Annotated in this window: 10 protein-coding genes and 1 tRNA gene; all 11 read left to right on the top strand. The window is 32.7% G+C overall.

Going from position 1 to position 13,879, the window contains the following annotated elements; all coding sequences use genetic code 11:
- Positions 1–54: 54 nt before the first annotated feature.
- The 11 genes from AAEO59_RS11610 to pglX all read left to right on the top strand — a co-directional run bounded on the left by AAEO59_RS11610 (position 55) and on the right by pglX (position 13,704).
- Positions 55–139, top strand: a tRNA-Ser gene (locus AAEO59_RS11610).
- 251 nt (positions 140–390) lie between these two features.
- Positions 391–1,638: a site-specific integrase gene (locus tag AAEO59_RS11605; RefSeq protein WP_341700910.1), complete on the top strand. Its 1,248-nt coding sequence runs from the start codon at positions 391–393 to the stop codon at positions 1,636–1,638.
- 99 nt (positions 1,639–1,737) lie between these two features.
- On the top strand, positions 1,738–2,571 hold the full coding sequence (locus AAEO59_RS11600) for an RteC domain-containing protein (RefSeq protein ID WP_341700909.1): 834 nt from the start codon (positions 1,738–1,740) through the stop codon (positions 2,569–2,571).
- Positions 2,572–2,846: 275 nt separating this feature from the next.
- Positions 2,847–3,146: a helix-turn-helix domain-containing protein gene (locus AAEO59_RS11595; protein WP_341700908.1), complete on the top strand. Its 300-nt coding sequence runs from the start codon at positions 2,847–2,849 to the stop codon at positions 3,144–3,146.
- 95 nt (positions 3,147–3,241) lie between these two features.
- Positions 3,242–4,108 carry a transcriptional regulator gene (locus AAEO59_RS11590; protein WP_341700907.1) on the top strand — a complete coding sequence of 289 codons (867 nt, stop codon included), beginning with the start codon at positions 3,242–3,244 and terminating at the stop codon, positions 4,106–4,108.
- 15 nt (positions 4,109–4,123) lie between these two features.
- On the top strand, positions 4,124–4,777 hold the full coding sequence (locus AAEO59_RS11585; protein WP_341700906.1) for a P-loop NTPase family protein: 654 nt from the start codon (positions 4,124–4,126) through the stop codon (positions 4,775–4,777).
- A 122-nt stretch (positions 4,778–4,899) separates the two neighbouring features.
- Complete coding sequence (locus tag AAEO59_RS11580) at positions 4,900–5,103, top strand: helix-turn-helix transcriptional regulator (protein ID WP_341700905.1); 204 nt, start codon at positions 4,900–4,902, stop codon at positions 5,101–5,103.
- Entirely contained in the window at positions 5,103–5,717 is a 615-nt protein-coding gene (locus AAEO59_RS11575) for a BrxA family protein (RefSeq protein ID WP_341700904.1), read from the top strand. Before AAEO59_RS11580 ends, AAEO59_RS11575 begins: the two co-directional genes overlap by 1 nt.
- A 32-nt stretch (positions 5,718–5,749) precedes the next feature.
- Positions 5,750–6,325: a BREX protein BrxB domain-containing protein gene (locus AAEO59_RS11570; RefSeq protein WP_341700903.1), complete on the top strand. Its 576-nt coding sequence runs from the start codon at positions 5,750–5,752 to the stop codon at positions 6,323–6,325.
- Between the two features lie 4 nt (positions 6,326–6,329).
- On the top strand, positions 6,330–9,842 hold the full coding sequence (gene brxC / locus AAEO59_RS11565) for a BREX system P-loop protein BrxC (RefSeq protein ID WP_341700902.1): 3,513 nt from the start codon (positions 6,330–6,332) through the stop codon (positions 9,840–9,842).
- 31 nt (positions 9,843–9,873) lie between these two features.
- Positions 9,874–13,704: a BREX-1 system adenine-specific DNA-methyltransferase PglX gene (gene pglX, locus AAEO59_RS11560; RefSeq protein ID WP_341700901.1), complete on the top strand. Its 3,831-nt coding sequence runs from the start codon at positions 9,874–9,876 to the stop codon at positions 13,702–13,704.
- Positions 13,705–13,879: the final 175 nt, after the last annotated feature.

Here is a 13,879-nt window from a genome sequence, read left to right as displayed (position 1 = left end):
CAAGAAAAACATTCTATATTTGCACTCGCAATCAGGAAATGATAGCGACTTACTGGAGAAATGGCAGAGTGGTCGAATGCGGCAGTCTTGAAAACTGTTGACTGTAACAGGTCCGGGGGTTCGAATCCCTCTTTCTCCGCTAGGTTTCTAAAAAACCTAATCAAAACCCTTTAAATCGTATGATTTAGAGGGTTTTTTCATTTTACACCTATTCAAAATATTCATAGTTTCTCATTTTAAAGGTGTACAATTCGGGGTACTAGAATACTTGTTTAAAATAGCTACCCCTATCTCTTGTAACCCTTTAAAAACAAGGGGTTCAAATAACAGACATCTTGTTTTGTGTTGGTAATAAATTTAAATTAATTACTAATTAAAAAGGTCACCACCATGAACACAACAATCACTATTCTTTTTTACTTAAAAAGAGCCAAAGCCAATAGCCAAGGCTTAGCACCAATTTTCCAAAGAATAACTATTGAAGGGAAAAGATTAGAAAGCAGCACAGGTAAATACATAAATCCTGAAAGATGGTCTACAGAAATGTCGAAAATGAAAGGCAGTTCAGAAGAGACTAGAACGGTAAATAGTCATCTTGAAATGTTCCGAGCCAAAGTTTATGAAATCGAGAAGAAATTGTTCATGAAACAAATACCAATAACATATGAGAACTTCAAGAACGAGATACAAGACAAAAAAGAACGCGAGCGTATGCTTATTCCAATCTTCGAAGAACACAACCGTAAAATTAAAGAACTAGTTGGACAAGAATATGCTCCAGGAACATTAGAACGGTATCAAACTTCTTTAAAGCATACAAAAGACTTTCTCTTCTGGAAGTATAACATTTCGGATATTAATATTGAAAAGATAGATTATTCATTTATTATGGAATATGAATTCTATTTACGTAGTGTCAGAAAGTGTGCTAATAACACAGCTGTAAAATATATTAAAAACTTTCACAAAATCATTAACCAATGCTTGGCCAACGGATGGTTAAATAAAGATCCTTTTGCAAACTACAAATCAAAAGTAAAAGAAGTCACTCGAGAATTCCTAACCGAAAAAGAAATTGAAACCATATTGAACAAAAAGTTTGTTTCAGAACGATTAGAATTAGTTCGCGATATATTCATTTTCAGCTGCTTTACCGGACTTGCTTATATCGATGTGAAACAATTAACTTTTGATAATATTTCTTTGGGTATAGATGGTGATAAATGGATATTTAAAAACCGACAAAAAACAGAGACAACCTCTAAAATTCCATTATTACCAGTAGCACAAGAAATCATTAATAAATATGCTGAGCATCCTGTTTGCAAAAATGAAAATCGTCTACTTCCCATCTTATCAAATCAAAAAATGAATGCCTATCTAAAGGAAATTGTAGATGTATGTGAAATCAACAAAGACTTAACATTCCATATTGCACGTCATACCTTTGCAACTACAGTAACGCTTTCCAATGGCGTTCCATTGGAGACTGTAAGTAAAATGCTCGGACATACAAATCTTAAAACAACACAACATTATGCTAAAATTTTAGACAAAAAAATCAGCGAAGACATGATGATTCTAAAATCAAAATTTGCTTCTAATATACAAATTGATAAAAAGCTAGGTACTGTCTGATTTGGTTCGATGTTAATAACTTTTTACAATAAAACAGAATAGAAAATTAATACAAAATGGTTTATTTTGACACTCTCAACTTAACCATTTTGTCGTTTTATGAAGCCCTATGATTTCAACTATTTTTACGAATTTGAATGCGAATATGAGGCATTAAAAAATTCTAAATATGATGTTTTAGAGCTTTGTCACAAGATGATTGAATTCATCCAAGAAAAACTTAAAGAGCTTGGTAAATGGCTTAAAAGCCACATTTTTAGCACTATTCAAGAGGAAATTCAGTTCTTTAAAGAACTAAAACCAAAAATGGTTTCTAAAATAATATACCATCAGCAGCTATTAAAAATTGAAGGCTCATTACCTCCTACAAAAAAGAAGAAAAAAAAGCACTATGAAAAGGAATTAGTCAAGCTCTATGAGTATGGTATGAATAATAAAGAATTCTATGAATATTATCGTTCAAAAGGATCTTATAAAGACGAAGAATATTTTGTCCGTAAGCAATACAAAAACTTATGGGATAACTGTTCGCATTTAATTTCAGATTCAAAATTATGTACATCACATGATTTTATTTTAGCAACATTTATTGCCAATGAAATTCTTGAAGGTTATTTAGAAAAGAAATTAGAAGAATTAAATGGGAATCATTTAATTAACAACTCTTTATTAAACAGTAACCTCAATTGGACCGCTTCCAAAGTAGATTTAGTAGAATTAATCTATGCACTACATCTGTCTGGGGCAATTAATGCTGGAAATTGTGATGTAAAAGAGATAGCAACATATTTCGGTAAAATGTTTAATGTGGATATTGAAGACAATATTTACAGGGCATTTATTGATATCAAGTCACGAAAAACCATCCAAACCAAATTCTTGAACACCATTACGGAGAACCTCAACCGTAAAATGAAAGAAGATGAACTATAAAATCCAAGGTTAAAACCTTGGATTTTTTTTCCCAACTTGTGTAGAACTTGTGAAAAGTTATACAGGTATACTTTTTTCAGAGTATCCAACGTGTTTTTCTCAAATTTTAAACGATGTAAATTTTCATTTCTCATAAAGTTAAATATTCAAACCCAACAACAGAAAGGTTTTATAAAATATTTAATTAAAAATCATTCCCAACTTGGGTACACCTTGTGAATTAAAAACAACCAATTGAAAGTAATTTGTACTATATCAAATCAAATACTTTCATCATGAATTTACATCCTAAAAAACTCTTCCCAGAAATCGACAACATCGAATTATTAAACCATCAAGTGGTAACAAAACGTGATTTACTAAACTTTGGTAACTTACTACTAAACGAAATAAAATCATCTTCTCAAAAAGAAGAAATACCACAATGGCTAAAGTCTTCTGAAGTTCGTAAACTACTTAAAATCTCTCCGGGAACACTTCAAAATCTACGTATAAACGGAACACTTAAATTCAAACGTATCGGCGGTATAATTTACTACAAATACGAGGACATTAACAAAATGCTTGAAAGATAATGGAATCAACTCAAACCATTTGCAATGGCTCTTGTGAAGTTTGCGATTGCTCAAAAGTCATAATACTTAATACCTAACCTTAATACTTCTCTCTTATGAACTATATAAAACACCTAACTGGCTTTTTCGACAAACTAGTCCATGATTACGACCTCAACCCTACCCATGTAAGTCTTTACATTTCACTATTTCAGTTTTGGAACCTCAACCGTTTTGAAAACCCAATAAGTATAACGCGCGATGAGGTAATGAGAATAAGTAAAATTTGCTCAAAAGCTACTTACCACAAATGCATGAGAGAGTTACATGAAAAAGGGTATGTTATTTACGAACCATCCTATAATCCATTTCGAGGAAGTATGGTTAGAATGGTAAACCTTTCAAATGAGTTAAAACCACTTCGAAAAAAAGAAGTAACCCAACTTAAAACTAAACAAGCTAATGAACAAGTTGTGAACAAGAACAAAACAAGTAGCGAGCCAAGTACTGAACAAGCGCTGGTATCTTCTATAAACATTATAAACAATACAAACAGTATAAACAATGTAAAAATAGAAGAACAAGCTAAAAATAAAAAAAATAACATGTTTAAAAATAATGATCCACATTGTCATCACGAGCTTGGCAAGGCAACTCAAATCAAAAAAAAGTTGTGCAAAAAAAAAGGCACAAACACAACTGTCATCCCGAGCGGAGTCGAGGGACAAATTCCTCCAGAAATGTCAAATGTGATTGTTTTTTTCAAAGAAAAAAACACAACCCAAATCGATGCTGAAAAATTTTACAACCACTTCCAAAGCAACGGCTGGCTTGTTGGCGGAAAATCTAAAATGAAAGACTGGAAAGCTGCAGCTCGAAACTGGATTTTAAATTCAGAAAAGTTTAAAATACAAAATTCTGAAAAAATAAAACCAAATCACTTACACGTACCTAACGAAAAAAACTATTCAGAACCTTTATAACAAAAACTTGAAACAATGAACATTACAAACATAACCGATTGTTTCATCATCAAGAACAATCAAAAAATATACGACTTCAACAACTGTTTACTATTCATAAACCATAAAGGTAAAATCCGTTATGGCCAATCTTTTAAAATTTGCAAGGAAGATATTCCAACAATCTACAAGTTGATTATTTACATGATCAAAGACCAAATAATAGCAGATAAATTACAAATAAATCTTTCCAAAGGCATTTTGTTATCGGGTCCAATTGGTTGCGGAAAAACATCTATCATGCAATTACTAAAGCCATTCTCAAATCATTACACTGACTACAAAATCAAAACCTGCAGAGAGATTTCATTTGAATTTGCAAAACGAGGTTACGAAGCGTTAAATCCTTACACGCACAAATCCAATAACCAGGTGCGACTTTCAGGTTTTTGCTTTGATGACTTAGGTACTGAACAACAAATAAAACACTTTGGTAACGATTGTAATGTAATGGCGGAAATTTTAATTACTCGCTATGAGCATTTTATCGATAACAAATCCATAACCCACATCACAACAAATTTATCAGCTTCAGAAATTGAAAAACTTTATGGAAACCGTTTACGATCAAGAATGAGAGAAATGTTTAATTTAATTTCTTTTAATACAAATTCAAAAGACAAAAGATAATTTTCCAGAATGCTGAAAACCGTAAAATACATTCAAAATAAAATATGTTTTTCTGTGGAATACTATCTCATATTTTGTGATATACAATATAAAATCCTACTTTTAGCCTTAAATTTTTTCAAATGAACAGAATTAAAGAAGAATTAGAGAAAAAAGGACTGACACAGACTTGGTTAGCTAAAAATTTAGGTAAAAGTTATAATATGGTTAATGCTTATGCACAAAACAGGAGACAACCTAGCATTGAACAATTATATGAAATTGCATCTCTTTTAAAAATTGAAGCCAAAGAATTATTAGCAGAAAATAATAACGTGTTAAACTAATGATAGAAGAAAAAATAAAATACAGTACTGCCTTTACAGCTGGTGCCTTACTTTTAAGGGAAACAGAAGCGTATATTTCAGCTATCAGTAGTATGAAAGATTTCTACGATGGTAATGAAAGTATTGACCACAATGTAATTCCTGTTAATGCGGAAAGCTCTAAAAAAAGATTAAAACATGAAATTGAGAAAAGAGTCATAGCAATTAATAATGAAAGATTACTCGATTCATTTCTAACTTTAGACAAAAATGGTAAGAATTTGATATTGTTCTATGGTATTTGCAAACATTACCCAATAATCAAACATTTTATGTTGGAAGTTGTTTTAAAAAAATGGCAAAATTTAGATTATGAATTAGAAGTAACTGATTTCACAAACTTCTTATACCGTAAAATGGATTTTCATCCTGAACTCCAAAAGATTACTGAAAAATCAATATACAAATGCGGACAAGTAGCCTTAAAAATGCTTGTCGATTTAGGAATGCTAAAAAAAAATAAAATTCAAAAAACTGTAATCTCTAATATGGTTTTAAGAGAATGTTGTAATGCTGGTGACCTTTGGTTTTTAGATGTATTGTTATTAAGTGAAATTGAAAAACAAGAAATATAACGATGTTAAATAGTAATAAGCTTTTTGAGTTAATGGCTGATAAAGGGTTTCAAGAACCCAGAACAGGAAATTTGTTTTTCCCTGTTTACATCTATACATACGAACCTGCGGAAGAATATGAAATGCGTAAGGAAATCAATCTTCTTATTGAAAAACTGAAACGACCAAATAACTACTTAGACAGTTTGGTCATAAATATGTACGATGAAATGATCGAGTATCTAAAAGCCGAACAATTCGCAAACAGATCATTATTTGACTTAATCAGCGAGAAAGAAAAAGAAGACGATGAAGAAGCACTTACTTGGGTTCGAGACGAAATCAATGAAGGTAATTTTTACAATAACTTCACAAATAAAGTAAAGAAGCACTTTGGAGAAAACAACGAAAAGAAAGTTTATTTGGTACTTTATGGATTTGGCACAGCTTATCCTTACCTAAGAGTTTCCGATTTCTTAAAAAATACAGAACAATTAATAAAAGAATTCAAGGTAATAGTCTTTTATCCTGGAAACTATGACAATAATAATTATAACATGTTTGGACTGCTAAACGATGATAATCTATACAGAGCCAACCATCTAAACAAATACTTAGCAATAGAATAGCACTATGATAGCAATACAAGAACTCTACGACAAAGACATTGAAAGACGAATTAATCCAGCCGTAGTGGTAAGTGAAATGGATGAATATTCCGTTAATCAAGAAATCAACGAATATGTTTTTACTACTGGAATTACCAAAAATATATACAAATTTTTAGACGCTATTGCAAATAAAAAAGAAGGTAAAACAGGTGTTTGGATTAGTGGTTATTACGGTAGCGGTAAATCGCATTTTATCAAATACTTATTCTATTGTTTAAATAAACAATTCAGAGACCAATCCTTTGTCAATTTTAAGGAAGCAGTTAAAAACGTTGGAGCCCTCGAGGAACCAAATCCAAGTCAACTAAGTTTATTACAAAAAAAATTAGACATTTTAGATATTGAAGAAATCATGTTCAATATCGATGCAGTATCGGATAATGACGACCAAAAAGACCGAATTACCAGAGTATTATTAAACCAACTAAACCTTTTTAGAGGATTTAATAATACAAATATTGCTTTGGCTTTATACTTAGAGAAACCTTTACATGAAATCGGAAAGTTAGAAGAGTTCAAACAAAAAATTGAACAAGAATTCAACGAAAAATGGTCGGGTAACCAATTGCGTTTTATCCGCATGTCATTAGGAAAAGTGTTGGATATTGCTAAAGAATGTAATCCTGTAATTGATACCCAATCACTTAAAAACAGTATACAAGACAAGAAACAAGACTATACCATCGAATTCCTTATCGAGGAATTCAAAGATTTTTTAAAAACTAAACCAGACAATTACCGTTTGGTATTTCTGTTGGATGAGGTTTCGCAATACATTGGTTCCAATACGGCACTATTATTAAACTTACAAACCATTGTAGAAGAAATTGGTGCAAAAATTGGCAATAAAATATGGATGGTTTGTACTGCCCAACAAGATTTATCCAATTTAATCAATAATACTGACGACAAAACAGAAGACTTCGGTAAAATCTTAGGCCGTTTCGAAACCATCATTTCATTAGAAAGCCAAGATGCTACTTTCATTACTAAAAAAAGAATTTTAGAAAAAAAATCGGAAGGAATTGGTGTGCTTTCCGACTTTTATAAAAACAACAAAGGTGCCATTGAAAACCAATTCGTTTTCAACCACGACCTATACGAAAACTTCAAAAATCAAGAAGATTTTACATTAACCTATCCATTTGTTCCCTATCAATTTAGATTAATTTCCGACGTATTCGAAAGTTTTAGCAACGTGGGGTATGTTGGTCAAGGGGTAAAAAATACAGAAAGAGCCATTTTAGGAATCACACATTATACAGCCGGACTATGTAAAGAAGACAAAGTGGGATATTTTGTGCCTTTCGATTTATTTTTCAACGATCAATTCGATAAAAATTTAACCTTTGTAGCACGTAGTATTTTAGACAGAGCCTACAACATCAAGGAAGTTAAAGAAGATGTTTTTGCAAAAAGAGTAGTCAATACATTATTTATGATTTCTAACCTTGGGGAAAGCCACAGAGTAAATTTTCCAGCAACAGTTGAAAATTTAGCGCTGTTACTGATGAATGCAGTAGATGCTCCTAAGCTGGAAATTCAAAAACAAGTAACAGAAGTATTACAACTACTAGTAGACAAAAACATCATACAAGTTAGCGAAGGTAAATACCGTTTCTTGAAAGACGATGAAATCGATGTGGCACAATTAATCAAAAGTACTTCTATTAATACGGAAGACAGATTAGAATATTTCTACAAGGACATCATTGACAAAGTGGTTAAACCAAAACCCGACATTAACTTTTTTGGCAACAGAAACTTCAAAGCAGCAATCAGTATCGATGATAAAGAAATCATTCGTAACGGAGATTTTAAAATAAAATTCTCGGTTTTTGATGTGTCAGATATGCAACAACTGGCAATCAACAGTCCGGCGAATGACTTAGTAATAGCAATTGGAGAATGGTTCAATACAGACAATGAATTAAAAAACAGAGTGTTAGAATATGTAAGAACGCAAAAATTCATTGCCAATAATTCAGCAAATGCAACAGGTACTCGTGTAGAAACACTAAACAACTTCAGAAACAACAACATTATTTTGTTGAACGAAATAAAATTGCGTTTTGAACAAAAGTTCATGAATACCAGTATTATTTCTAACCAACAGATAATTACTGCAGACCAACTAACTGGTGCCAATATTACAAGTCGCTTAGAAGACATGATCAAAAAGCATTTAGAAGAAACTTTTAGAAAACATGCCTTAAGTAATGCGTATGCTTCCTCTAATGCAGAGTTAATTACAAATGCCAAGTCAAAACAAACCAAAACCAATACCGAATTAGATCCTGCCGAAGAAGAACTAGTCAACAAGCTTAACCTTATGGGCGAAAACCCTAATGTGGGTGAAGTAGTTAAAACATTTGAAAAAGTACCTTACGGTTGGAAAGACATAGCCACTTTAGACATGTTGCTTAAAATTGCTCAAAAAGGACTCAAACGTTTTGAATGGAAAAACGATACTATTGATTTAGTTCAATTTGCTGACAAAGCTATAAATACTAGAGAACGTGATTCTATTTTAATTTTAAGCCAAAAAGCACATTCGCAAGAAGAAATAAATGAGTTTATCAAAACCATTAACCATGAAATTTTTGCAGAATCATTAATCGCTACCGATTGCAATGATTTAAAAGAAGCAACAGACCAGCTGAAAATTAAATTGTCAAACAAGTTACTTCAAATCAATAAAATAAAAGAGGAATACGAAGCCTATCCTTTTGGTATTCATATCAAAAAATTCCACAAGGGCTTAGCCGAGTTACAAACCGCACGTGATCAAGAACAAGTTTTACTTTTGGTAAACCAAAACAAAGCCGAACTAAAAAAAGATCGCGATAACTACATGTATGTCGAAGAGTTTGTAGAACACAACCTCAAAGCCTACGAACAAATTAAAGATTTCATAAACGACAATAAAAATAATTTTTCGGCCCTAGATGAAACCGAACAAATTACAGCTCAAAAATTAGTCGATTACATTCAATCCGATAAAGAGCCTTGGGACAATTTGCCGCAAATGAAAAAAGGCTATAAAGAAATTCACGATTCACTAGACAAAAAAGTAAAAGAACTAAGAATTGAAGTCGTAAAAGCCTATGAAGTGGTGTTTACCGAAATCAACAACCGTAAAAACGAATTAGGTATAACCGAACCCAATTTAACCACTGATGATAGCTATATTGGGCGTATTGCCAAAGAAAAAAGCTTCAACCAATTGGAAATTTACCAACTAAAACTGAACGACTTCAGAGCCGAAAACTTCAAGATTTTAGAAGACTTTAAAGCCAAAGCCGAAGCAAAAAAATCAGGTAAAGACTATACGCAAAGTGTAACGATTAGTGTGGCCAACGAAATGCCGCCAACTACTATTGAAAATGCAGAACAGTTAGAAGATTACATCAAAAAACTACGCGAAAAACTAATGGTAAAACTAGCTAAAAACCAAAAAATATTCCTTAACTAATTACTTGTTACTAATCACTAATTACTGAAAATTGAATACAAACAACATAAAATCATTTGCGAAACAAGCACGATTACTACTAATGGAAGGCGTTAAACAACGCCTTTTATACTGGGGTTTCGATGAAAACGGTAATACAACTACAACAGTAAACCCTACCGTTGGGGGTTACGAATTTCGTGGAAATATCTTTACTGATGAAAGTGTTCCTCCTAAATGGAACAAACTAAAAGCCAAACTAACGAACAAGCAAGCGGTTCAAGACACTATTGAAGAAGCAGCATACACTTGGTTCAACCGAATTATGGCGATTAAAATTCTAGAAAAAAGAGGCTATATTTCACCTACTTTAGAATATGTAAAAGATTTAAAAACACCACAAATAGTACAAGAAGCCAAACGAGGGCAACACCAACTCAAACAACAAAAATACGTAAACCTCTTACAAGAATATTTACTAGCAGACCAAGAAGAACAAGCATTGGGCTTGTTACTAACCCGTTTGTGTAACAACAACACACTCATTCACGATGTGTTTGGTCGTATCGACGATTATACTGAAATACTTTTGCCAACAAACCTATTGGCTCGTAATGGAATTATCGACTTAATCAACAGCGATGCCATAGAAGACGAACAATTCCAAGAAGTAGAACTTATTGGTTGGTTGTACCAGTTCTATATTTCCGATAAAAAAGACGAAGTATTTAAAGGCTTCAAAGCCAACAAAAAAGCAAGACCCGAAGACATTCCTGCCGCTACCCAAATCTTTACTCCCAAATGGATTGTAAAATACATGGTAGAAAACACCGTAGGTAAAATCTATCTCGACTACGACAAAACCTCTGATTTAAAATCAGAAATGAAATACCTAGTCGAAAACGAAGAAGATACATTGTCACCTCGAGCGGAGTCGAGAGGCTTAATTCATAACTTAGAAGACCTAACCCTAATCGATCCAGCATCAGGAAGCGGACACATTTTAGTTACCGGTTTTGAGTTATTATTCAAAATGTACCGCGAACAAGGCTACACCGCCAAAAATGCCGTAATCAGTATTTTACAAAACAACCTGTTTGGTTTAGACATTGATGACCGTGCCATGCAATTAGCGCGTTTTGCCGTATTGTTAAAAGCAGCCGAGTTTTATCCTGAAATACTAAACGCTTCCGATAGCAATCCACTAGTTTTACCTCACATTTACAGTTTCCCAGAAAATACGATTGATTACATATTTACTCCAGAGGCCATTAGCGTTTCGCGTTTAAAAGAATATTTGGACTATCAATTAGCAGAAGACGTAGTAGATAAATACAAAATAGATTACGAAGATGAGGACACTGGTGAAGTAGTTTCAATTGATCGTAAAGATGTAATTGTTGAAAAATCTAAAACAATTACAGATGAAGTTATTAAAAACCTTAACAGTAAGAATATAACTTCTGTCATTGTAAGAACGTACAAACCTATCAGCGAATTTATTCAAACATCAGATTATAAAACAATTAAAGAAATAGCAACCGCTTTATCCTTATTACAACAAGGAAAAAACATTGGTGCTGCATTAAAATTAAACCTGAAACCTGAAACTTTTAACTTAATAGAAAATCAATTTCAAGACTGGAATAATAAACAACTTCAAGGAAAACTAGATTTTCTACAAACAGATCTCTGGAACAACCTAAAACCTTTTTTAGAAGTCCTGTTGGTAATGACCAAAAAGTATACAGCGGTGGTAGCAAATCCACCATACATGGGACAAAAAAGTATGAATGCAGAGTTGAAAGAGTATTTACAATATGAATATCCAAATTCATGGAATGATTTAATGACTACCTTTATGGAAGTCAATTTGAATCTTTTAATTGATAATGGTTCTACTGCTATTATAAATATTCCATCTTGGATGTTTTTAAGTACTTACGAAGAATTAAGGATTAATCTACTTAAAAACATTTATTTTTCTTCAGTGCTACATTTTGGTAGAGGTGTTTTTGGTTCTGATTTCGGTTCAGTATCTTTTACTTTAGTAAAAAATAAAAGCTTAACAGAATTAAAAGGTGTCTATAGAGGTCTTTACGATAAAATTGGTAATGTCGAAAATATTGAAATAAAAGAAAATTATTTTTTGGATAATGAATTTAAATATTTTAGACACAAACAATCTGAATATTTAAAAATCCCACAAAAAACAATCTCATATTGGTTATCTTCAAATGCACTAGATAAATATAAAAATAAAACTATAAAAGATATCTGTCCACCGGTGGTTGGTATGATGACCTCAGATAATAACAGATTTGTAAGATATTGGCAAGAAGTAAGTAAATCTAAAATTGGTTTCTTTCTTAAGGATAGGCTTGAAGCAGAATCAAGTTCATATAAGTGGTTCCCTTATAATAAAGGTGGTGAATTTAGAAGATGGTTTGGAAATAATGAATATATTGTAAATTGGGAATCAGGAGGTAGAGACATTTACAATAATGGGATGACCAGTTTTAGAGGTAAAAACTATTATTTTAAAAAAGGTATAACTTGGTCTTTTTTTGGTTTCAACAACTTTGGTGTTAGATTTAAAGACGACGGATATATTTTTGATATTTCCGGTATGTCATCTTTTCCCTCATCAGATGAATTATATTTTTTTATTGCATTATTAAACTCTAATGTCGGTTTTTTATTTTTACAAGCTGTAGCTCCAACTGTAAATTTTCAAGCAAATGATATTAGTTCAGTTCCCGTTCAATTCCCAGATAAATTAACAGATATAAACAAATTAACCATTAATTCTATTGATCTAAGTAGAAAAGACTGGAACTCCAGAGAAACCTCATGGGATTTTGAACAATCACCATTACTAAACAATAGTACTTCATTAAAAGAAGCCTACCAAAAATGGCAACATAGTGTAACCCAAGATTTCTTTCAATTGCACGAAAACGAGGAAGAACTCAACCGCATTTTTATAGATATTTATGGCTTACAAGAAGAGCTAACCCCAGAAGTAGCTTTAAAAGACATTACCATTTTACAAGAAGAGTTAGACCGTAATGCGTTAGAGCAATTAGAACCGGTTTTTAGAACAAATGGCAAAGAAGCAGTTGAGCTACCTATATACAAAGATGAGGTAATCAGTCAGTTTTTAAGTTACAGCATCGGCCTATTCATGGGGCGTTACCGCTTAGACAAACCCGGTTTACACATCGCCCATCCTAACCCTACTGAGGAAGAATTGGCACCTTACGAAGCACCACCAGTGTCACCTCGAGCGGAGTCGAGAGGCAGCTTCCAATTTATAATCGACGACGATGCCATCATCCCACTCATGGGCAGCGAATGTGCCTTCCCTGATGATGCTTTAGTACGCATCAAAAACCTCATCCACGACCTTTGGGGAGAAGATACGTTAACCGAAAACCTAAACTTTGTCAACGAATGTTTAGGCACTGATCTTGACAAATGGTTAACAGAGAAATTCTGGGGCTATCATACCAGCATGTACAAAAAGAAACCTATTTATTGGTTGTTCAGTTCCAATCCTAAAAAGCCACAAGCAGCAGCGTTCAAAGTAGTAGCATACATGCACCGTATGGACAAATACACCGTAAGCAAAATACAACGCAACTACCTGCACCCACACCAGGAATGGATCAAACTAGAAATCGAAAAACTCGTTACCAACGAAGCCAATCTATCTAAAAACGAACTCAAACGCTTAGAAAAACTACGCACTTGGGAAATAGAATGCCGCGACTACAACGAAGTACTAAAAGAACTAGCTAATCAAGAAATAACCTTCGATTTAGACGATGGCGTAACCGTGAATTATGCAAAATTTGAAGGAGCCGTAGCGAAGATATAAGCAGAAATCTAATAAACAGTATAAAAATGCTATTTTTTATGTCAGATTGAGCGGAGTCGAAATCAAAATAAAAAAACGTCAGTTCGAGTGTTTTGTATGCAGAGAATCGGAATAAAAAATGACTCAAGGCAAAGCCGGACAGAGCGAAGCTAATCGAGAACTATAAATACACAAT

It is taken from the genome of Flavobacterium flavipallidum (assembly GCF_038289905.1).
Lineage (GTDB): Bacteria > Bacteroidota > Bacteroidia > Flavobacteriales > Flavobacteriaceae > Flavobacterium > Flavobacterium flavipallidum.
This window is presented reverse-complemented; position numbering and strand designations above follow the sequence as displayed.